Source organism: Streptomyces sp. NPDC053426 (assembly GCF_055585405.1).
Genome location: NZ_JBVJKE010000007.1, coordinates 1 through 20,953, shown reverse-complemented (window position 1 = coordinate 20,953; position 20,953 = coordinate 1). Strand labels below are relative to the sequence as shown.

Annotated in this window: 17 protein-coding genes and 3 pseudogenes; 9 read left to right on the top strand and 11 right to left on the bottom strand. The window is 71.7% G+C overall.

What is annotated here, in order from left to right; all coding sequences use genetic code 11:
- Window positions 1-59 precede the first annotated feature (59 nt).
- Window positions 60-2,285: a SpoIIE family protein phosphatase gene (locus tag ACZ62B_RS15845; RefSeq protein ID WP_469690724.1), complete on the top strand. Its 2,226-nt coding sequence runs from the start codon at window positions 60-62 to the stop codon at window positions 2,283-2,285.
- Between the two features lie 12 nt (window positions 2,286-2,297).
- On the opposite strand, the gene ACZ62B_RS15840 is transcribed toward ACZ62B_RS15845, so the two are convergent.
- Entirely contained in the window at window positions 2,298-3,059 is a 762-nt protein-coding gene (locus ACZ62B_RS15840) for a CDP-alcohol phosphatidyltransferase family protein (RefSeq protein ID WP_468890727.1), read from the bottom strand.
- A gap of 108 nt (window positions 3,060-3,167) precedes the next feature.
- On the opposite strand from ACZ62B_RS15840, the gene ACZ62B_RS15835 reads away from it, so the two are divergent.
- The 5 genes and pseudogenes from ACZ62B_RS15835 to ACZ62B_RS15815 all read left to right on the top strand — a co-directional run.
- Complete coding sequence (locus tag ACZ62B_RS15835) at window positions 3,168-4,145, top strand: zinc-dependent alcohol dehydrogenase (protein ID WP_468877434.1); 978 nt, start codon at window positions 3,168-3,170, stop codon at window positions 4,143-4,145.
- 132 nt (window positions 4,146-4,277) lie between these two features.
- Window positions 4,278-4,676 (top strand): 6-pyruvoyl trahydropterin synthase family protein, encoded by a 399-nt coding sequence (locus ACZ62B_RS15830; RefSeq protein WP_344558625.1) that lies wholly within the window; start codon window positions 4,278-4,280, stop codon window positions 4,674-4,676.
- On the top strand, window positions 4,673-5,890 hold the full coding sequence (locus ACZ62B_RS15825) for a glycosyltransferase family 4 protein (RefSeq protein ID WP_469690721.1): 1,218 nt from the start codon (window positions 4,673-4,675) through the stop codon (window positions 5,888-5,890). Before ACZ62B_RS15830 ends, ACZ62B_RS15825 begins: the two co-directional genes overlap by 4 nt.
- The gene (locus ACZ62B_RS15820) at window positions 5,887-6,861 is read left to right on the top strand and encodes a class I SAM-dependent methyltransferase (protein ID WP_344558636.1); all 975 of its coding nucleotides are present in this window, start codon (window positions 5,887-5,889) and stop codon (window positions 6,859-6,861) included. Before ACZ62B_RS15825 ends, ACZ62B_RS15820 begins: the two co-directional genes overlap by 4 nt.
- Window positions 6,858-7,736, top strand: a pseudogene (locus ACZ62B_RS15815) (lysylphosphatidylglycerol synthase transmembrane domain-containing protein); the annotation flags it as partial. The gene ACZ62B_RS15820 and the pseudogene ACZ62B_RS15815, both read left to right, overlap by 4 nt.
- A 149-nt stretch (window positions 7,737-7,885) precedes the next feature.
- Here ACZ62B_RS15815 and ACZ62B_RS15810 read toward each other — a convergent pair.
- A complete protein-coding gene (locus tag ACZ62B_RS15810; RefSeq protein ID WP_469690718.1) occupies window positions 7,886-8,668 on the bottom strand; it encodes a creatininase family protein in 783 nt (260 codons plus the stop codon).
- 41 nt (window positions 8,669-8,709) lie between these two features.
- Here ACZ62B_RS15810 and ribA point away from each other — a divergent pair, with 41 nt between their 5' ends.
- Entirely contained in the window at window positions 8,710-9,369 is a 660-nt protein-coding gene (ribA, locus tag ACZ62B_RS15805) for a GTP cyclohydrolase II (RefSeq protein ID WP_344558640.1), read from the top strand.
- A 13-nt stretch (window positions 9,370-9,382) separates the two neighbouring features.
- Here the strand turns inward: ribA and ACZ62B_RS15800 are convergent, their stop codons facing one another.
- On the bottom strand, window positions 9,383-10,612 hold the full coding sequence (locus ACZ62B_RS15800) for a serine hydrolase domain-containing protein (RefSeq protein WP_344558642.1): 1,230 nt from the start codon (window positions 10,610-10,612) through the stop codon (window positions 9,383-9,385).
- Window positions 10,613-10,669: 57 nt separating this feature from the next.
- On the opposite strand from ACZ62B_RS15800, the gene ACZ62B_RS15795 reads away from it, so the two are divergent.
- Complete coding sequence (locus ACZ62B_RS15795; protein WP_344558644.1) at window positions 10,670-11,116, top strand: PPOX class F420-dependent oxidoreductase; 447 nt, start codon at window positions 10,670-10,672, stop codon at window positions 11,114-11,116.
- Window positions 11,117-11,142: 26 nt separating this feature from the next.
- Here the strand turns inward: ACZ62B_RS15795 and ACZ62B_RS15790 are convergent, their stop codons facing one another.
- Both ACZ62B_RS15790 and ACZ62B_RS15785 read right to left on the bottom strand, forming a co-directional pair.
- Window positions 11,143-13,536, bottom strand: a complete 2,394-nt coding sequence (locus ACZ62B_RS15790; protein WP_344558646.1) for an excinuclease ABC subunit UvrA — start codon at window positions 13,534-13,536, stop codon at window positions 11,143-11,145.
- A gap of 135 nt (window positions 13,537-13,671) precedes the next feature.
- Window positions 13,672-14,046: pseudogene (locus ACZ62B_RS15785) on the bottom strand (MFS transporter); the annotation flags it as partial.
- Between the two features lie 116 nt (window positions 14,047-14,162).
- Between ACZ62B_RS15785 and ACZ62B_RS15780 the strand changes: the two are divergent.
- Window positions 14,163-14,687: pseudogene (locus tag ACZ62B_RS15780) on the top strand (VOC family protein); the annotation flags it as partial.
- Window positions 14,688-14,728: 41 nt separating this feature from the next.
- On the opposite strand, the gene ACZ62B_RS15775 reads toward ACZ62B_RS15780, so the two are convergent.
- From ACZ62B_RS15775 to ACZ62B_RS15750, 6 genes are read right to left on the bottom strand one after another with little or no spacing between them, the layout of a single operon-like run.
- Window positions 14,729-15,313: a histidine phosphatase family protein gene (locus tag ACZ62B_RS15775; protein WP_344558648.1), complete on the bottom strand. Its 585-nt coding sequence runs from the start codon at window positions 15,311-15,313 to the stop codon at window positions 14,729-14,731.
- Window positions 15,314-15,318: 5 nt separating this feature from the next.
- Window positions 15,319-16,203, bottom strand: coding sequence for a phosphogluconate dehydrogenase (NAD(+)-dependent, decarboxylating) (gene gnd / locus ACZ62B_RS15770; RefSeq protein ID WP_344558650.1), 885 nt, complete (start codon window positions 16,201-16,203; stop codon window positions 15,319-15,321).
- Between the two features lie 6 nt (window positions 16,204-16,209).
- On the bottom strand, window positions 16,210-17,856 hold the full coding sequence (gene pgi, locus ACZ62B_RS15765; protein ID WP_469690713.1) for a glucose-6-phosphate isomerase: 1,647 nt from the start codon (window positions 17,854-17,856) through the stop codon (window positions 16,210-16,212).
- Window positions 17,849-18,784 carry a glucose-6-phosphate dehydrogenase assembly protein OpcA gene (gene opcA, locus ACZ62B_RS15760; RefSeq protein ID WP_344558654.1) on the bottom strand — a complete coding sequence of 312 codons (936 nt, stop codon included), beginning with the start codon at window positions 18,782-18,784 and terminating at the stop codon, window positions 17,849-17,851. The genes pgi and opcA overlap by 8 nt, the downstream gene beginning before the upstream one ends.
- Window positions 18,781-20,394 carry a glucose-6-phosphate dehydrogenase gene (zwf, locus tag ACZ62B_RS15755; protein ID WP_344558656.1) on the bottom strand — a complete coding sequence of 538 codons (1,614 nt, stop codon included), beginning with the start codon at window positions 20,392-20,394 and terminating at the stop codon, window positions 18,781-18,783. Before zwf ends, opcA begins: the two co-directional genes overlap by 4 nt.
- Entirely contained in the window at window positions 20,391-20,570 is a 180-nt protein-coding gene (locus ACZ62B_RS15750; RefSeq protein ID WP_344558931.1) for a hypothetical protein, read from the bottom strand. Before ACZ62B_RS15750 ends, zwf begins: the two co-directional genes overlap by 4 nt.
- Window positions 20,571-20,953: the final 383 nt, after the last annotated feature.

Genomic DNA, 20,953 nt, shown 5'->3' with positions numbered 1-20,953 from the left:
ACGATGGCGTGGGAGCGTGCGCCGGTGCTCCGGTGCGCGTGACGAGGAATGGGGGCCGTATGGTCGAGGTCCCTGCGGAACGGCGCGGGGGCGATGGAAACCAGGCCGGCGACCTCGACGAACTGACGATTCGGAGGCTGCTGCACGCCGAGGACCTGGAAGATCTCCTGCGTGAGGCGCTGCGTGCCGTCGGCACCGGGGCCGGCCGTATCGCCGTCGGTGCCCTCCATCACGCTCAGGGTGACGGCATGCTCCGTCTGGTGGCCTCGTCGGGTCTGGGCGAGGAGTGGACCCGCCGCCACGGTGTCGTGTCGTTCAGCGCCGATCACCCCGTCGCCCGGGTGTTCAGGGAGCACGAACCCGTCCGTGACGCGTCCCTGCGGGCCGACGGGACGGTCCCGGAGGAGGACGCCTCCGTTCTCGTGTATCCGCTGATGCTCGGCTCACGCTGTGCCGGTGCGTTCCTGTTCGACGAGCACGGCACCGGTCCCGTCGACATCGACCGGAACCGGCACCTGCTGACCGTCGCGTCGATCTGCGCCCATCGTTTCGACCAGTTGGTCACCCGGCAGGGCGGCGCGGCCGGTGCGGTGAAGGCGGAGCAGCGCGGGGTCGACGGGCGGCCGCTGCCGCCCCTGGCCCGGGACCGCTCCACCATGCTCGAGATGGCGATGTCCAATGCGGGCATCGGCTCCTTCGACTGGGACTTCGCCTCGCACCAGGTGTTCTGGGACGAGCGTGTGTGCCAGATCTTCGGCATCCTGCCGGACGAGTTCGATCACCGCATCGAGACGTTCTACGACGCCCTGGTCCCCGAGGACCGCGGTCTCGTGGACGCGGCGGTCGCGGACAGCGCGCGGACCGGCCGTTACGCGGTGCGGTACCGGTTCATCCGCCGTGACGACGGAGCACTGCGGTGGCTCGACGCCGAGAGCCGCGTCGTCTTCGACTGGAAGGGGGAACCGAAGGGCATGGTCGGCATCGTCCGGGACGTCACGGAGGAGCAGACCCGGGACGAGCAGCTCCAGGCCCGCAGAAACTTCACGATCAACGTCTTCCGGGCCCTGAACACCGCGTCCTCCCTGGAAGACGTCGTCGCCGCCGTGTCCCACACCGCGATGCCCTCGCTGTCCGCCGACCGCATGGCCCTCTTCCTGCGCTCCGACGCGGGTGTGATGCAGCTGGTCGGCGACCGGGGGTTCGACGAGGAGTACCGCGAGAAGCTGCGCGGGCTCGGCAGAATCGGTCCGCACGCGCCCTCCCTGGCGCCGCTGGGCTCGGGTGATCCGATCTTCATCGGCTCACGCCGTGAATTCGACGAGCGTCTCTCCGGGGTGCTGCCGGACCCGGGCCCGGGGATGCACGCCTGGATCGTTCTGCCCTTGTCGATCAAGGGCGAGCCCATCGGCGTCAGCGTGATCGTCTTCGACCGGCCCAGGACGTTCACGCCCGACGAACGGGTCCTTGTCGCCGGACTCGCCGGCATCCTCGCGGAGACCCTGCTCAGGGTCCGGGACGTCGAGGAACGCCGCGCCCACCTGCGTGAGCTGCAGAGTCTGATGCTGCCGGGCGAACTGCCGCCGCTGCCGGGGCTGGACTTCCTGGTGCGCTACTGGCCGGGCTCAGACGAACTGGAGGTCGGCGGAGACTGGTACGACGTCCTGCCCGTGCCGGGCGACCGGATCACCCTGGCCATCGGCGACGTACAGGGCCACAGCGCCAGCGCCGCTGCGGTGATGGGCCAGCTGCGCGTGGCGATGCGGACCCACGCGGCCGACGGGCACGAACTCGCCTCGCTGATGCGCGCGGCCAATCAGAGCCTGTGCGACATGGAGACGGAGCTCTTCGCCACCTGCTGTCTCGTCGACATCCAGCCCGAGGACGGCACGCTGCGGATGGTGCGGGCGGGTCATACGCATCCGATGCTGGTCGGCCCCGAAGGGCGCTGCACCAGCCTGACCGGCCCCGTCTGCCCGCCGCTCGGCCTCTTCCCGTACGCCGACGGCGAGTGCGTCGTCACCGAGGCGGTGCTCCCCGAGGGCGGCATCCTGCTGCTCTACACCGACGGCCTGGTCGAGACACCGGGCCAGGACTACGACAAGGGGGTCGGAGAACTCGCGGAACGCCTCACCCGGTGGGCCGGCAACGCGCGGGCCTCCCGCGGTCACCCGCCCGATCTGGAGCAGCTCGTCGAGCATGTCGTCACCCCGGTGGGCCGCGGCCCCGGGCGTTCCGACGACATCGCGGTCCTGGTGGTACGCCGGCGGCCGGAGCGGCGTACCTGACCCGTGCGGTCGTCAGCCCGCGACGAGCTCCCGCACCTTTCGCGCGGCCGGAGCCGTCTCCACCCGGGACGTCCGCCGCAGCCACAGCACGTCCCGGCCGAACGACCACACCAGCAGCCCCAGCGCCAGCACCACCACACCGACATTGACCACGTGCGGCAGCAGGGCCGCCCCGGCCAGCAGCAACAGCACGCCCTGGAGCGCGGCCACCGTCTTGCGGGCCGTGCTCGGCGGGAGCGGGGCGGTCAGCCAGGGCCAGACACGCGCGGCGGCCACGAAGACGTACCGCATACCGCCGATGAGGAGCACCCATGGACCCATCGCCATCGACACGTACACACTCAGCACCAGGATCAGGAACGCGTCCACCTCCATGTCGAAGCGGGCGCCCAGCGGGGTCGACGTACCGGTCCTGCGGGCCACCTTGCCGTCCACGCCGTCCAGGATCAGGGCCACGGCGGTCAGGCCGACGAAGAGCGAGACGGGCGGTGAGTCCTGGAACGAGTCGGCGACCAGCGCGGTGACCCCGCCGACGAGGGTGGCGCGGCCGAGCGTGACCCGGTTGGCCGCGCCGAAGGAGCGCAGCCGGGACCGGTGCAGGGCCCGGGAGAGCACCGCCCAGGTGGCGAACGCGAACGCGAGGCCGGTCAGCCAGCCCGCGGGGCCCATGCCGATCACCGTACCGATCAGGACCAGCAACAGGATCTGTACGCCCGCCCCCACGGCCGTCTCCTGCTGTACGGGCCTCGCGTCGTAACTGTTGTTCAGGGCCACCGAACACCCTCCGGCCGTGTGACAGAGTCGATCAACGCCGCTACCTTGTGCGCGGCCTGTGCACCACTCGGTACGCGCGCAGCTTCCCGATCGTTCAGGAGGAATTCGATGAACCGCACCGCACGTGCGTTCTGGCTCGACTCGCCTGGCCGAGGGGTGATCCGTGAGGTCGGCCTGCCCGCGCCCGGCGCGGACGAGGTGCTGGTGCGCTCGCTGTACTCCGGGGTGAGCAGGGGCACGGAGACGCTCGTCTTCCGCGGTGGGGTGCCGGAGAGCCAGCACGCCGCCATGCGGGCACCGTTCCAGGAGGGTGACTTCCCGGCCCCCGTGAAGTACGGCTACCTCAACGTGGGCGTGGTGGAGGAGGGACTGGAGGCGCTCGTCGGACGCACCGTGTTCTGCCTCTACCCGCACCAGACGCGGTACGTCGTCCCGGCGGGCGCCGTCACACCCGTGCCCGACGGCGTGCCCGCCGGGCGGGCCGTGCTCGCCGGCACCGTGGAGACCGCGGTCAACGCGTTGTGGGACGCCGCGCCGCTGGTCGGCGACCGGATCGCCGTCGTCGGCGGCGGGATGGTCGGCTGTTCCGTGGCCGCGCTGCTGGCACGGTTCCCCGGCGTGCGGATACAGCTCGTCGACGCCGACCCGGCGCGCGCCAGGACCGCGGCGGCGCTCGGCGTCGGGTTCGCGCTGCCCGGTGACGCGCTCGGCGAGTGCGACCTGGTCGTGCACGCCAGCGCCACCGAGCAGGGCCTCGGCCGGGCGCTCGAACTGCTCCGCCCCGAGGGCACCGTCGTCGAACTGAGCTGGTACGGCGACCGGAAGGTGAGCCTCCCGCTGGGCGAGGCCTTCCACTCCCGGCGACTGGCCATCCGCGGCAGCCAGGTCGGCACCGTCTCCCCGGCCCGCGCGAACCGGACCTACGCCGACCGGCTGGCCCTCGCCCTCGACCTGCTCGCCGACCCCGCCCTCGACGCCCTCGTCACCGGCGAGTCCGCCTTCGAGGAACTGCCCGACGTCATGCCCCGCCTCGCCTCCGGGGAGACACCGGCCCTGTGCCACCGCGTGCGCTACGACACCCCGTAGCGGGGCCGGCACGCCTGACCTGAGAAAAGACGTGGCGGACGCTGAACGGGGGAAGACAGTCAGCCGTACTACACGGCATCCCCGTCGGAGATCGGCCGGGGAGCAGACGCGCCGCACCTGGAGGGTCGTCCGTTGTTCAGCATCACCGTCCGCGATCACATCATGATCGCCCACAGCTTCCGCGGCGAGGTCTTCGGACCGGCCCAGCGCCTGCACGGAGCCACGTTCCTCGTGGACGCCACGTTCCGGCGCGAACAGCTGGACGAGGACAACATCGTCGTCGACATCGGCCTGGCCACACAGGAACTCGGGGCCGTCGTCGGCGAGCTGAACTACCGCAATCTCGACAACGAACCCGACTTCGCGGGGGTCAACACCTCCACGGAGTACCTGGCCAAGGTCATCGCTGACCGGCTCGCCGAACGCATCCACAAGGGCGCGCTGGGCGAGGGCGCCAAGGGCATCGCGGGCATCACCGTCACCCTGCACGAGTCGCACATCGCCTGGGCGAGTTACGAGCGTGCCCTGTGACCGACACGACCGTCGAGGTGACCGGCACGACCGCCGACCGGGCCCGGGCCGCCCGCCTGGACTACGTTCCGTCGCAGGCGGCCTTTCCGAGGAACGGCGGGATCATCCCCATGTCGCTGCGCTCCGTCCACTTCGTGATGCCGGGCGGTGTCGACGACCCGGCCGCGCCGAGCGGCGGCAACGCCTACGACCGGCGCGTGTGCCTGGACCTGCCCGGGTTCGGCTGGCAGGTGCACCGGCACGCCGTGGCCGGCGACTGGCCCCGGCCGGACGCCGCCGCCCGCGCGGAACTCGCCCGCACCCTGAGCGAACTGCCGGACGACGCCGTCGTCCTGCTCGACGGGCTGGTCGCCTGCGGGGTGCCCGAGGTCGTCGTCCCCCAGGCGGAGGAGGGACGGCTGCGCATGGCCGTCCTCGTGCATCTGCCGCTCGGCGACGAGACCGGGCTCGACGCGGCCGTCGCCGCCGAACTGGACGCCCGCGAGCGCGCGGTCCTGCGGGCGGTGCCCGCGGTGATCGCCACCAGCGACTGGGCCGTACGCCGTCTCGTCTCCCACCACGGCCTGGCCCCCGACCGCGTCCACGTCGCCGCCCCCGGCGCCGACATCGCGCCCCTCGCACCCGGCACCGACGGCGTCTCGCGGCTGTTGTGCGTGGCCGCCGTGACCCCGCGCAAGGGACAGCACCGGCTCGTGGAGGCACTGGCGACGGTGGCCGACCTGCCGTGGAGCTGCGCGCTCGTCGGAGGGCTCGGACACGATCCCGAGTATGTCACCCACCTGCGCGGACTCATCCGCGAGCACGGCCTCGAGGACCGGCTGGAGCTGACCGGCCCGCGGGCCGGCGCCGCACTCGACGCCAGCTACGCCACCGCCGACCTCATGGTGCTCACCTCGTACGCGGAGACGTACGGCATGGCGGTCACCGAGGCGCTGGCGCGCGGCATCCCGGTGCTGGCGACCGACGTCGGCGGGCTGCCCGAGGCGGTCGGCCGCGCACCCGACGGGGGAGTGCCCGGCATCCTCGTCCCGCCGGAGGACCCCGCCGCCATCGCCGCCGAACTGCGCGGCTGGTTCGGCGAGGCGGACGTGAGGCGCCGGCTCAAGGCCGCCGCCCGCAGCAGGCGGGCCGCACTCGGCGGCTGGGCGAGCACCGCACAGAGCCTGGCGGCGGTACTGCGCCGGCTTCCCACCGAACCCCGGAGGGCCGCATGACCGAATCGGCGACCACCACCCAGCACGGCGGGACGGTCCCGGTCCCGCCCGGCAGCCGGGAGGTCATTCCCGGTGCCGGCCCCGCGCCCCGCCCCGGGGAGCGGGCCACCCTGCGGCTGCGGGACACCGGCGACGACGAACCGGTCCGCTACGCGCCCGAGTGGCTGCGGCTGCGGGAACCCGCCGACGCCACCGCCCGGTCGTACGACCTGCTGGATCCGCTGCGCATCCGGCTCGCCAACCCGCCGCGCCGGGCGGACGGTCTCGTCATCCACGACATCGGCTGCGGCACCGGCTCGATGGGCCGCTGGCTCGCCCCCCGTCTCGACGGCGCCCAGCACTGGGTCCTGCACGACCGGGACCCCTACCTGCTGCACTTCGCCGCCGTCGCCTCCCCGCGCTCCGCCGCCGACGGCAGCCACGTCACCGTCGAGACCCGGCGCGGTGACGTCGCCCGGCTCACCTCGGACGCGCTGGCCGGTGCCTCCCTGGTGACGGCGTCCGCGCTGCTCGACGTCCTCACCCGCGAGGAGGTCGGCGCCCTCGCCGCCGCCTGCGCCGGAGCCGGCTGCCCGGCCCTGCTGACGCTGTCGGTGGCCGGACGGGTGGAGCTGACCGAGCCGCATCCGCTGGACCGCGAGATCACGGAGGCGTTCAACGCCCACCAGCGGCGGGGCGGACTGCTCGGACCGGACGCGGTCACGGTGGCCGCCGAGGCGTTCGCCGAGCACGGCGCGACGGTACGGATCGACCCGAGCCCCTGGCGGCTGGGTCCCGGAGAGGCCGCGTTGACCGAGCAGTGGCTGCGGGGGTGGGTCGGTGCGGCGGTGGAGGAGCGGCCGGAACTGGCGGCGCGTGCCGACGGTTACCTGGCCGAGCGGCTGGAGGCCTGTGCGGCGGGGGAGCTGCGGGTCGCCGTCCGGCACAGTGATCTGCTCGCTCTGTGCCGGCCGGTGGACGGGGCCGCATGAGTGCGCTCCTCGCCCGGATCGGCACCCGTACGGTGCGCACCCGGCTCGGGACGCTTGCCGGTCTCGCCATCCTCGTGGTCCTGGTCTGGCGGCTCGGTACCGGTGTCCTCGTGGACGGGCTGCGCCGTATCGACGGGCCGACGCTGCTCGCGGGGCTCGGGATCGGGGTGGTGACCACCGTGTTCAGTGCGTGGCGGTGGGCGCTGGTGGCGCGGGGGATCGGGATCCGGCTGCCGCTGGGGGCCGCTGTCGCCGATTACTACCGTGCCCTGTTCCTCAACGCGGCGCTGCCCGGGGGCGTGTTGGGTGACGTCCACCGGGCCGTGCGGCACGGGCGGAGCGCCGGGGACATGGGGCGGGGGGTGCGGGCGGTGGTGCTGGAGCGGACCGCCGGGCAGCTCGCGCTGTTCGCCGTGGCGGCGGTGGTGCTGGTGAGCATGCCGTCGCCGGTGCTCGGTGAAGTGCGGCAGGCCGCGCCGGTGGTGGGGCTTGGTGTGCTGGGGGCCTGCGCGGTGGGGCTGGCGGTGCGGATGAATCGGGCGCCGGGGCGGGGGGTCGGCCGCGGGGTGCTGGCTGAGGCGCGTGAGGGGTTGTTCTCGCGTCGTAACGCGCCCGGTGTCCTCGTGTCGTCAGTCGTCGTACTGGCCGGGTATGTGGGGATGTTCGTTCTCGCTGCGGACGTCGCGGGGGCGGACGCGTCCGTGGTTGAGCTGTTGCCGCTTGCCGTACTGGCGTTGCTGGCGATGGGGCTGCCGTTGAACGTGGGCGGGTGGGGGCCTCGGGAGGGGGTCACCGCTTGGGCGTTCGGGGCGGCGGGGCTCGGGGCGGGGCGGGGGCTGACCGTCGCGGTCGTCTACGGGGTGCTCAGTCTTGTGGCCAGCCTGCCGGGTGTGGTGGTGCTGGTCGGTCGGTGGTACGCGGGGGTGCGGGATGGTGGGCTTGGTGGTTTCGCCCCCGCCGCCCCTTCCCGTCCCATCCCCGGGGGCGCTGCCCCCGGACCCCCGATCGGCCTTCGGCCTCGTCCTCAAACGCCGGACGGGCTGGAGGATGACGTCAGTAGTGAGAAGTATGCCGCGAACGAATCCGCCAGGCTTGCCAGGATTTCCTTGCCCTTTTCCGCCGAGCCCAGAGAAGGGCGGCCGATGACGCCCGAATCGGTGTAGGCGGTCATGCCCAGAGTGAGGAGGTGGCGGCGGTCGTCCGCTGTGTGGTCGGAGGTCTCATGACCGGGGCGGAGCGATTCGGGATGTGTGTGGAGAAGAATGGAGGTCTCGATTTCGCCCGCGTGCATGTCGGTGAGGAGGGACGTGGCGACGCCGGCTCGTACCCGTGCCGTCTCCCAGTCCTCCGGGGCCGGGAACAGCGCCATTCGCTCACCGCGGGCGGAGGATTCCTGGACGACGTTGCCCAGTACGTAGTTTCCGCCGTGCCCGTTGACCAGCACCAGGGTGTCCACGCCCGACCTGCGGAGCGAGTCGGCGATGTCCCGTATCACCGCGTGGAGCGTGACGGAGGAGAGGGAGACGGTCCCCGGCCAGGCCGCGTGCTCGTGGGAGCAGGAGATCGTCACCGGAGGGAGGAGGTGCACCGGAAAGGCGTCGGCGATCTCCCGCGCGATCGCACAGGCGACCAGCGTGTCGGTCGCCAACGGCAGGAACGGGCCGTGCTGCTCGAAACTCCCGACCGGAAGTACCGCGATCTGCCGTGAGACGCCGGCTCCCCGCGTCCGTACATCCTCAGTAGTATCCGCCGGCAACAGACCGTGCACCGGGCCGTATGCCGCCGACCGCTTTTGTGAACCATCCATATCGTCACGGCCTTTCGTCTCTGCTTAGGAACTCGGGAATCATGACAGAAAAAGTAGGCGTACTCGGCAAGAAGCCCCAGCGGCGGACCGGCGTGGAACATGTCGTGAACGCGCCGCTGCCCACCGTGTACGGCACGTTCCAGGCGGTCGGCTATCTGGACCACGACCGCGGTGACGAGCAGGTCGCCCTGGTGTACGGCGACATCGGCACGGACGAGGTCCTCGTCCGGCTGCACTCGGAGTGCCTGACCGGGGACGCCTTCGGGTCCCGGCACTGCGAGTGCGGCGACCAGCTGGCGTCGGCGCTGCGCGCGGTCGTCGCCGAAGGGGCGGGCGTGGTCGTCTACTTGAGGGGACACGAGGGCCGCGGCATCGGGCTCCTCGGCAAGCTGCGGGCGATGGCCCTGCAGGCGGAGGGCCTGGACACCGTCGAGGCGAACCTGGCGCTCGGGTTCCCCGTGGACGCCCGCGACTACGGTGTCGCCGCCGGGATCCTCCAGGACCTGGGCGTGCGCTCGGTGCGGCTGATGTCCAACAACCCGCGCAAGCGCGAGGCGTTGGTCCGGCACGGCGTCCAGGTCGCCGAGCAGGTGCCGCTGCTGATACCGCCGTGCGAGAACAACATCACCTATCTGCGCACCAAACGGGAGCGGCTCGACCACCACCTGCCCCATCTGGACGCCGTGGCGCACCTGTCCTGACCGCGCCCCGCGGTCAGCGCGTCACCGCCTCGTGCACCAGCCGTTTGAGGTCCCGGAAGACGGTGTGGGAGGACCCGGGCCGCACCTGCGTGTAGAACTGCACGGTCAGGTCGCGGCCCGGGTCGACCCAGAACGTGGTCGTGGCCACGCCGCTCCAGCCGTAGCTGCCGGGAGCGGACGGGGCCTGCGTACGGGACGGGTCGATGACGACGGAGACGCCGAGGCCGAAGCCGACGCCCTCGTTGCCGGGGACGTCGTGTGCGGGGCGGCTGCCGAAGGCGCGCAGGTCGGCGCCGCCGGGGAGGTGGTTGCGGGTCATCAGGTCCACGGTCGCCGGGGAGAGCAGGCGCGTACCGTCGAGTTCGCCGCGTCGGCGCAGCAGTTCCATGAAACGGTGGAAGTCGTGGGCGGAGGCCACCATGCCGCCGCTGCCGGACAGGAACCGGGGCCGGCCCCGCAGCGGCAGTCCGGCGATCGGCTCGATGCCGCCGTCGTCGGACTCCCCGTACATCTCCGCGAGCCGCTTCGCCTGCTCGTCGGTGACCTCGAAACCGGCGTCCGTCATACCGAGCGGCCGGAAGATCCGCTCGGCGAGGAACACGTCGAGCGGGCGGCCCGACACCACCTCGATGATCCGCCCCAGCACGTTCGAGGCGACCGAGTAGTTCCACTGCGTACCCGGATCGAACTGCAGCGGCAGACGCGCGTACACCTCCGTCGTCCCCGCGAGATCCGCGCCCGGCGCCACCGACGACTCCAGCCCGGCCGCGCGGTACAGCGCGTCGACGGGGTGGGAGTGGTAGAAGGCGAACGTCAGGCCGGCGGTGTGCGTCATCAGATGCCGCACGAGGAGGGGGCCGGCGGGAGGGCGGGTCCGCACCCCGTCACCTGATCCGCTCTCGTACACGCGCGGCCGTGCGAACGCCGGCAGATGGCGGCCGACCGGGTCGTCCAGCGACAGGCGGCCCTCCTCCATCAGCATCAGCGCGGCGACGGCCGTCACCGGCTTGGTCATGGAGTAGATCCGCCACAAGGTGTCGCTCTCCACGGGCAGGCCCGCCGCGACGTCCCGCGCCCCGTACGCCGTGAGGTGCACGACGCGCCCGCCCCGGGCGACGGCCACCAGGAAACCGGGCAGCTTCCCCTCGTCGACCCGGCGGGCGAAATGCCGGTCCAGGCGCTCCAGCGCCCCCCTGTCCAGTCCGGCCTCGGCGGGATCGGTCTCTTGCCGCAGCACTGTCATCGTTCTCCTCGCTCCCCTCGGAGGAACACCGGCCCGGTGCGGACCGTTGAACGAGTCATGACCCAGGACGCCGAACAGAACGCACTGCTCGCCCTGCTCTCCGAGCGGCACGGGGGAGTGCTCGTCACCCTGAAACGTGACGGACGGCCCCAGCTGTCGAACGTCATGCACGCTTACTACCCCGACGAGCGGGTCATCCGCGTCTCGCTCACCGACGACCGGGCCAAGACCCGCAACATGCGGCGCGACCCCCGTGCCTCCTACCACGTCACCAGCGACGACCGGTGGGCCTACACGGTCGCCGAGGGCACCGCCGACCTGTCACCCGTCGCCGGGAACCTCTACGACGAGACGGTGGAGGAACTGATCCGGCTGTACCGCGACGTCAGCGGCGAGCACTCCGACTGGGACGACTACCGCGCCGCGATGGTCCGCGACCGGCGCCTGGTGCTGCGGCTGCGCGTGGAACGGGCGTACGGCATCCCGCGTCGCGCCGGGGAGTGAACCCCCCGGCGCGTACAGCGAGCGCCTCAGGCGCCGACGTACTCCGCGAGGTGCTCGCCCGTGAGGCCGGCGCGGGCGGCGACCAGGTCGGCGGGGGTGCCCTCGAAGACGACCCGGCCGCCGTCGTGTCCGGCCCCGGGGCCGAGGTCGACGATCCAGTCGGCGTGCGCCATGACCGCCTGGTGGTGCTCGATGACGATGACCGACTTCCCGGAGTCCACGAGCCGGTCGAGCAGGCCGAGCAGCTGCTCCACGTCGGCGAGGTGCAGACCGGTGGTCGGCTCGTCGAGGACGTACACACCGCCCTTGTCGGCCATGTGGACGGCCAGCTTCAGCCGCTGCCGCTCACCGCCGGACAGCGTGGTGAGCGGCTGGCCGAGGGTGAGGTAGCCGAGGCCGACGTCCGCCATCCGCTCGACGATCCGGTGCGCGGCCGGGATCCGTGACTCGCCCTCGCGGAAGAACTCCTCGGCCTCGGTCACCGACATCGCGAGCACCTCGCTGATGTCCCGGCCGCCGAATCGGTACTCGAGGACCGACGCGTCGAACCGCTTGCCCCCGCAGTCCTCGCAGGTCGTGGCCACGCTCTGCATGATCGCCAGGTCGGTGTAGATGACGCCGGCGCCGTTGCAGGTGGGGCAGGCGCCCTCGGAGTTGGCGCTGAACAGCGCCGGCTTGACGCCGTTGGCCTTGGCGAACGCCTTGCGGATCGGGTCGAGCAGCCCTGTGTACGTGGCCGGGTTGCTGCGGCGCGAGCCGCGGATCGGGGTCTGGTCCACCGAGACCACGCCCTCGGCGGCCGGTACGCAGCCGTGGACGAGGGAGCTCTTGCCGGAGCCGGCGACGCCGGTGACGACGCAGAGCACGCCGAGCGGGATGTCGACGTCGACGTCCTGGAGGTTGTTGGCGTTCGCGCCGCGGATCTCCAGCGCGCCGGTGGCCTCGCGGACCGTCTCCTTCAGCCTGGCCCGGTCGTCGAGATGGCGGCCGGTGACCGTGTCGCTCGCGCGCAGGGCGTCGACGCTGCCCTCGAAGCAGACGGTGCCGCCCGCCGTGCCGGCGCCGGGGCCGAGGTCCACGACGTGGTCGGCGATGGCGATCGTCTCCGGCTTGTGCTCCACCACCAGCACCGTGTTGCCCTTGTCCCGCAGCCGCAGCAGCAGGTTGTTCATCCGCTGGATGTCGTGCGGGTGCAGGCCGATGGACGGCTCGTCGAAGACGTAGGTGACGTCGGTGAGCGAGGAGCCGAGGTGGCGGATCATCTTGGTGCGCTGCGCCTCGCCGCCGGAGAGCGTGCCCGAGGCCCGGTCGAGGGAGAGGTAGCCGAGGCCGATCTCCACGAACGAGTCGAGGGTGTGCTGGAGCTTGGTGAGCAGCGGCGTCACCGACGGTTCCGTCAGCCCGCGGACCCATTCGGCCAGGTCACGGATCTCCATGGCGCAGGCGTCGGCGATGTTGACCTCGCCGATCCTCGAGGAGCGGGCCAGTGCGCTGAGCCGGGTGCCGTCGCACTCGGAGCACTCGGTGAACGTGACCGCCCGATCCACGAAGGCCCGGATGTGCGGCTGCATCGACTCGCGGTCCTTGGACAGGAACGACTTCTGGAGCTTCGGGATCAGTCCCTCGTAGGTGAGGTTGGCCCCGTTGATCTTCACCTTGGTCGGCTCGCGGTACAGGAAGTCGTGCCGCTCCTTCTTGCCGTACTCGCGGATCGGCTTGTCCTTGTCGAAGAAGCCCGACTCGGTGATGACCCGCACCACCCAGCCGTCGCCGGTGTAACCGGGGATGGTGAAGGGGTCCTCGGAGAGCGACTTGGAGTCGTCGAACAGCTGCGTGAGGTCGATGTCGGAGACGGTGCCCCGGCCCTCGCAGTGCGTGCACATGCCGCCGGTGCGGCTGAAGCTGACCTTCTCCGTCTTCGTCCTGTCGGAACCGCGGTCGACGGTGAAGCCACCGGTCGCCGAGACCGAGGCGACGTTGAAGGAGTACGCGGCGGGCGGGCCGATGTGCGGCGTGCCGAGCCGGCTGAAGAGGATGCGCAGCATCGCGTTGGCGTCGGTGGCGGTGCCGACGGTGGAGCGGGGGTCGGAGCCCATCCGCTGCTGGTCGACGGTGATGGCGGTGGTCAGGCCGTCGAGCACGTCGACCTCGGGGCGGGCCAGGTTCGGCATGAAGCCCTGCAGGAAGGCGCTGTAGGTCTCGTTGATCAGCCGCTGCGACTCGGCGGCGATCGTGTCGAACACCAGGGAGCTCTTGCCCGAGCCGGAGACACCGGTGAACACCGTCAGCCGGCGCTTGGGTATCTCGATGCTGACGTCCTTGAGGTTGTTCTCACGCGCCCCGTGCACGCGGATCAGATCGTGGCTGTCGGCGGTGTGCGGCCCGGCCGGCTGCTGCTCTGTCCTCGTGGCCATGCTCATCGTTCTCCATCCGTCGGGCGGGGACCGCGTGCGCGGTCCCCGCCGGCGTCCCCATCGCGGCAAGGCTAGGCTAGGCGGCCCGTGCCCACCTGCGCTTCTCGATTCCTGACCGGTCGGGGACGCCCTCGGCGAGGATCAGGCCGTCACCTTCTCCGGCCGCTCCGCGCCCTCCTCGACGGCACGTTCACCGAGCCGTTCGGTGGGGACGCGATGGGTCTCGCGGGCCGTGACCGCCGCGATGACCGGGGGCACGCACAGCGCGGCCGTGAAGAGGGCCACCGCCGTCCAGTCGTCGCCGTCCGGACCCGCGATCCGCGCGGCGAACGTGACCGCGAACCCGGCCACCGCGAAGCCGATCTGCGTGCCGATCGCCACGCCCGACAGCCGGACCCTGGTCGGGAACATCTCGCCGTAGAAGGACGGCCACACACCGTTCGCGGCGCTGTGGACCACGCCGAACGCGATGATCCCGAGGAGCAGGGTGAGCGCGTAGCCGCCCGTGCAAGCGGCTCGTCGTCGAGCACCCGGACGCCCTCGATCCGCGGGCCGAGGCGCTCGGCGCGGTCAACACCGTCGTCTTCGAGGGCGGGCGCGCCGTCGGCCACAACACGGACGTCACCGGCTTCGCCCAGCCCTGGCACCACTTCGACGAGGCGACCCTCTTCCACCGCGGCGTGCTCGGGCTGCGCGCCGACGAGAGCGTGGACCTCGCCGACCCCTACGGCCTGCAGCGCAGCCGCGCGGTCGGCAACGCCGACGGCGGTGTCCGCATCGCCCTCGGTGTCGGTGCCGCGCCCACGGACGACACCGCGCACGCCCAGCACATCGCGCTCGCCACCGACGACGTGGTCGCCGCGGCCCGCCGCTTCCGCGCCGCGGGCGGCCGGCTGCTGCCGGTCCCGGCGAACTACTACGACGACCTCGCCGCCCGTCACGAGTTCGCCGACGGCGAGCTGAAGACCTACCGGGACCTCGGAATCCTCTACGACGCCGACGAGCACGGCACCCTGCGCCACTGCTACACCCTCACCGTCGGCCGCGTCTTCTTCGAACTCCTCCAGCGCGACGGCGCCCCCCGGGGCTACGGCGCCCGCAACGCCCCGGTCCGCCTGGCCGCCCAGCACGCGGCGCAGACACACGCGGGAGGCTGAACGCCAGGGCCGTCACCCTGCCGGAGGGCCCGGCCCACGGGTCACGGCCGCGTGTTCCACTCCGCGATCACCGGGCCGCCGTGTTCCAGCGACAGGCGGCTCAGGGTGCCCGTCTCCAGGCGGAACAGCCGGCCGGCGGACGGCGGCAGGCCCAGGCGGCGGGCCGTCAGGACGCGGAGCAGGTGGCCGTGCGCCACCAGCATCACGTCCCCCTCCTCCAGCGCCCCGGCCACCCGGGACAGCACCCGGTCCGCGCGCTCGCCGACCTGCTCCGGGGACTCGCCGGGGAACTCCCGGCCGGGCGGCACCCCGTCGGTCCACAGGTCCCAGCCGGGCCGGGTGCGGTGGATGTCCGCGGTGGTGATCCCCTCGTAGCCGCCGTAGTCCCACTCCCGCAGGTCCGGCTCCTCCACCGCCCCGGTCAGGCCCGCCAGTTCGGCGGTGTGCCGGGCGCGGACCAGCGGGCTGGTGAGGACCAGCCCGAAGGTCCGCCCCGCCAGCAGCGGAGCGAGGGACTTGGCCTGGGCCTCACCGGCCGGGGTGAGCGGGAGATCGGTCCGGCCGGTGTGCCGGCCCGCCCTGCTCCACTCCGTCTCGCCGTGCCGCGCCAGCAGCAGATCCCCCACGGTCGTTACGCCTTCTCCGCCGACTCGACGGCGTGGCCGCCGAACTGCTTGCGCAGCGCCGCGACCATCTTCATCTGCGGCGAGTCCTCCTGACGGGAGGCGAACCGCGAGAACAGCGACGCGGTGATCGCCGGCAGCGGCACCGCGTTGTCGATGGCCGCCTCCACGGTCCAGCGGCCCTCGCCCGAGTCCTCGGCGTACCCGCGCAGCCGCTCCAGGTGCTGGTCCTCGTCGAGGGCGTTCACCGCGAGGTCGAGCAGCCAGGAACGGATGACGGTGCCCTCCTGCCAGGAGCGGAACACCTCCCGGACGTTGTCCACCGAGTCGACCTTCTCAAGCAGCTCCCAGCCCTCGGCGTAGGCCTGCATCATGGCGTACTCGATGCCGTTGTGGACCATCTTCGCGAAGTGCCCGGCGCCCACCTTGCCCGCGTGGACGTAACCGTACGGACCCTCCGGCTTGAGCGCGTCGAAGATCGGCTTCAGCCGCTCCACGTGCTCCTCGTCGCCGCCGACCATCAGGGCGTACCCGTTCTTCAGGCCCCACACGCCGCCCGAGACGCCCGCGTCGACGAAGCCGATGCCCCGGGCGCCCAGCTCCTTGGCGTGCTTCTCGTCGTCCGTCCAGCGGGAGTTGCCGCCGTCGACGACCGTGTCACCGGGCCTGAGCAGGCTCCCGAGCTGGTCGACGACTTGCTGGGTGACGGTGCCGGCCGGCACCATCACCCACACCGCGCGCGGCCTTTCGAGCCGGTCGACGAGGTCGGACAGGTGGTCGACGTCGGAGAGTTCGGGGTTGGTGTCGTACCCGATGACGGTGTGGCCGGCGTTGCGGAGGCGCTCGCGCATGTTGCCGCCCATCTTGCCGAGCCCAACAAGACCGATCTGCATGTCAGTTCACTTCCTGCGTTCGCGGTAGGCGGCCACCAGGGCGGCCGTGGACGGGTCGAGGCCGGGGACGTCCGCGCCTTCGGTGAGGGCGGGCTCGACGCGCTTGGCGAGGACCTTGCCGAGTTCGACGCCCCACTGGTCGAAGGAGTCGATGTCCCAGACGGCGCCCTGGACGAACACCTTGTGCTCGTACAGCGCGATGAGCTGGCCGAGCACCGAGGGGGTCAGCTCGGTGGCCAGGATGGTGGTGGTGGGGTGGTTGCCCCGGAAGGTGCGGTGCGGCACCTGCTCCTCGGGCACGCCCTCCGCCCGCACCTCCTCGGCGGTCTTGCCGAAGGCGAGGGCCTGGCCCTGCGCGAACAGGTTGGCCATCAGCAGGTCGTGCTGCGCCTTGAGTTCGTCGCTCAGCTCGGCGACCGGGCGGGCGAATCCGATCAGGTCGGCCGGGATGAGCTTCGTACCCTGGTGGATCAACTGGTAGTAGGCGTGCTGCCCGTTGGTGCCGGGCGTGCCCCACACCACCGGTCCCGTCTGCCAGACGACGGGACGGCCCCGGCGGTCCACCGACTTGCCGTTGGACTCCATGTCGAGCTGCTGGAGGTAGGCGGTGAACTTCGACAGGTAGTGCGAGTACGGCAGCACGGCGTGCGACTGCGCGTCGAGGAAGTTGTTGTACCAGACGCCCAGCAGGCCCAGCAGCAGCGGGGCGTTGGCCTCGGCGGGGGCGTTGACGAAGTGCTCGTCGACGATCCGGAACCCGTCGAGCATCTCCCGGAAGCGGTCCGGGCCGATGGCGATCATCAGCGACAGGCCGATCGCCGAGTCGTAGGAGTAGCGTCCGCCGACCCAGTCCCAGAACTCGAACATGTTCGCCGTGTCGATGCCGAAGTCCGTGACCTTCTCGGCGTTGGTCGACAGCGCGACGAAGTGCCGGGCGACCGCCTTCTCGTCACCTCCCAGACCCTTGAGCAGCCAGGTGCGCGCGGAGGTGGCGTTGGTGATCGTCTCGATGGTGGTGAAGGTCTTGGAGGCGACGATGAACAGCGTCTCCGCCGGGTCGAGGTCGCGGGTCGCCTCGTGCAGGTCGGCGCCGTCCACGTTGGACACGAACCGGAAGGTCAGCGAGCGGTCGGTGAAGGCGCGCAGCGCCTCGTACGCCATCGCGGGGCCCAGGTCGGAGCCGCCGATGCCGATGTTGACGACGTTGCGGATGTGCTTGCCGGTGTGACCGGTCCACTCGCCGGAGCGGACGCGGCCGGCGAAGTCGGCCATCCTGTCGAGGACGGCGTGCACGGCCGGGACGACGTTCTCCCCGTCGACCTCGATCACCGCGTCCCGCGGGGCGCGCAGGGCGGTGTGCAGCACGGCCCGGTCCTCGGTGACGTTGATCCGCTCACCGCGGAACATGGCGTCGCGCAGCCCGAACACGTCGGTGGCCTCGGCCAGCTCGCGCAGCAGGGCGAGCGTCTCGTCGTTGACCAGGTGCTTGGAGTAGTCGATGCGCAGATCGCCCACGTGCACGACGTACCGCTGCGCGCGGGAGGGGTCGGCGTCGAACAGCTCGCGCAGGTCCGGCTGCGGCAGCACGTCCGCACGGTGGTTGACCAGGGCGGCCCACTCGGGGCGCCGGGTCGGCTCGGGGACGTCAGACATGGGCGGGGATCTCCTCGGTGGCCTCGCCGCGCAGGGCGACGGCGTACATCTCGTCCGCGTCGAGGCGCCTGAGCTCCTCGGCGATGAGTTCGGAGGTGGGACGGACCTTCAGCGCCAGCCGGCGCGGGGGCTGGTCCGGCAGGGTCAGCGTGGCCAGCGGGCCCTCGGGGCGGTCGATGACGACCTCGCCGTCCGCGGTGCCGAGGCGGACCGCCGTGACGACGGGCCCCGCGGTCACCACCCGGTCGACGGCCACCCGCAGCCGCGCCTCCAGCCAGCGCGCCAGCAGCTCGGCGGCCGGGTTGTCGGCCTCGGCCTCCACGGTCGCCGAGGTCACCGTCGCCCGCGCCTGGTCCAGCGCCGCCGCCAGCATGGAGCGCCACAGCGTCAGCCTGGTCCAGGCGAGGTCGGTGTCGCCGGGCGTGTAGGTGCGCCGCCGGGCCTGAAGCACCTCCATGGGGTTCTCGGCCGTGTACAGGTCGGTGATCCTGCGCTGGCCCAGCGCGCCCAACGGATCCTTCGCCGGGTTCTCGGGCGCGTCCGCCGGCCACCACACCACCACCGGGGCGTCCGGCAGCAGCAGCGGCAGCACCACCGAGTCGGCGTGGTCGGACACCTCGCCGTACGTCCGCAGCACCACCGTCTCGCCGGTGCCGGCCTCCGAGCCGACCCGGACCTCGGCGTCCAGCCGGGAGTGGGTGCGCTCGCGCGGGTTGCGGGTGTGCCGCTTGATCACGACCAGGGTGCGCGAGGGGTGCTCGTGCGAGGCCTCCTCGGCCGCCTTGATCGCGTCGTAGGCGTTCTCCTCGTCCGTGACGATCACCATCGTCAGGACCATGCCCACGGCCGGTGTGCCGATGGCGCGGCGGCCCTGCACCAGCGCCTTGTTGACCTTGCTTGCCGTGGTGTCGGTCAGGTCGATCTTCATGGCCTGCGCCAGCTCCGTCCGTCTCGTGCGAGCATCTCGTCGGCTTCCGCGGGTCCCCAGCTGCCCGAGGTGTACCGCGCCGGCCGGCCGTGCGACGCCCAGTACTCCTCGATCGGGTCGAGGATCCTCCAGGACTCTTCCACTTCCTGGTGACGGGGGAACAGGTTGGCGTCCCCCAGCAGGACGTCCAGGATGAGCCGCTCGTACGCCTCCGGGCTGGACTCGGTGAACGACTCGCCGTACGCGAAGTCCATGGTCACGTCCCGCAGCTCCATCGAGGTCCCCGGCACCTTGGAGCCGAACCGGACCGTCATGCCCTCGTCCGGCTGGACCCGGATGACGACCGCGTTCTGCCCCAGTTCCTCGGTGGCGGTGGAGTCGAAGGGGGAGTGCGGAGCCCGCTGGAAGACCACCGCGATCTCGGTGACCCGGCGGCCGAGCCGCTTGCCGGTGCGCAGGTAGAAGGGGACGCCCGCCCAGCGGCGGTTGTCCACGCCGAGCTTGATCGCGGCGTAGGTGTCGGTCTTCGAGGAGGGGTCGATGCCCTCCTCCTCCAGATAGCCGCGCACCTTCGCGCCGCCCTGCCAGGCGCCCGCGTACTGTCCGCGCACCGTGTGCCGGCCCAGGTCGTCCGGGACCTTCACGGCCCGGAACACCTTCAGCTTCTCGGTCAGCAGCGAGGCCGCGTCGAAGGAGGCCGGCTCCTCCATCGCGGTGAGCGCCATGAGCTGGAGGAGGTGATTCTGGATGACGTCACGGGCGGCGCCGATGCCGTCGTAGTAGCCCGCGCGCCCGCCGATGCCGATGTCCTCCGCCATGGTGATCTGCACATGGTCCACGAAGGACCGGTTCCAGATCGGTTCGAACATCTGGTTGGCGAAGCGCAGCGCCAGGATGTTCTGGACGGTCTCCTTGCCGAGGTAGTGGTCGATCCGGAAGACCTGCTCCGGGTCGAACACCTCGTGCACGATCGCGTTCAGTTCCTGTGCCGACTTCAGGTCGTGTCCGAACGGCTTCTCGATCACCGCGCGCCGCCAGGACCCCTCGGGGGCGTCGGTCAGCCCGTGCTTCCTCAGCTGCTGGACGACCTTCGGGAAGAACCTCGGCGGTACGGAGAGGTAGAAGGCGTAGTTGCCGCTGGTGCCCCGATGGGCGTCCAGCTCGTCCACGGCCTTGCGCAGCTGGTCGAACGCGTGGTCGTCGTCGAAGTCGCCCGGGATGAACCGCATGCCCTCGGCGAGCTGCTGCCAGACCTCCTCGCGGAACGGGGTGCGCGCGTGCTCCTTGACGGCGTCGTGCACGACCTGGGCGAAGTCCTGGTCCTCCCAGTCCCGGCGGGCGAACCCGAGCAGCGAGAAGCCCGGCGGCAGCAGGCCCCGGTTGGCGAGGTCGTACACGGCCGGCATCAGCTTCCTGCGGGACAGGTCGCCGGTCACCCCGAAGATGACCAGACCGGAGGGGCCCGCCACCCGGGGCAGCCGCCGGTCCCGCGGGTCGCGCAGCGGGTTGGCCCAGTCGGCCGGGGGCGCGGGGAGGGCCACGAGGGTCTCCTCCTGTTCTTCTTGTTCCTCTGGGGCGTCCGTCGTCGGTTCGGTCGTCTCGTCGGTCATTCCGCGTCAGCTCCCTTGCTGTCGAGCGACTTCGTCACCGCGTCGAGCAGCGTCTGCCAGGCGTCCTCGGACTTCACGACGCCCTCGTTGTCCAGGGTGTCCTCGTCCGCCGGGTCCTTCACCCCGGCGGACGCCCGGCGCTCACCGGAGAAGACCCTCACGGCTGTTTCACTCACAGTGCTCATCTTCTTTCTCGCGGACACGACAACCGTGCGCGGCGGTCGGTGATTCCCTGGCGGTCACGTTGCCGGGGCGACGCCGTACGAGGCGCGTGGCACGCCGCATCACTTCAAGAAGTCCTCGGTTCAAGCAACATCGATGCCGTCATACGTTCAAGTTTAAAAGTATGATCTTTTTGATGACGGGTTCCCTCCCGGTCGGCGCGGCGCCCCCGGTGTCGGCGGCCCCCACTCCTCGCGCGACGCCGGGTACCGCGGAACCGCCATGACCATGCGGTCCCCGGCCGGGGAGGGGGAGGGGGGGGGGGGGGGGGGGGGGGGGGGGGGTTTGTGGGGGGGGGGGGGGGGGGGGGGGGGGGGGGGGGGGGGGGGGGGGGGGA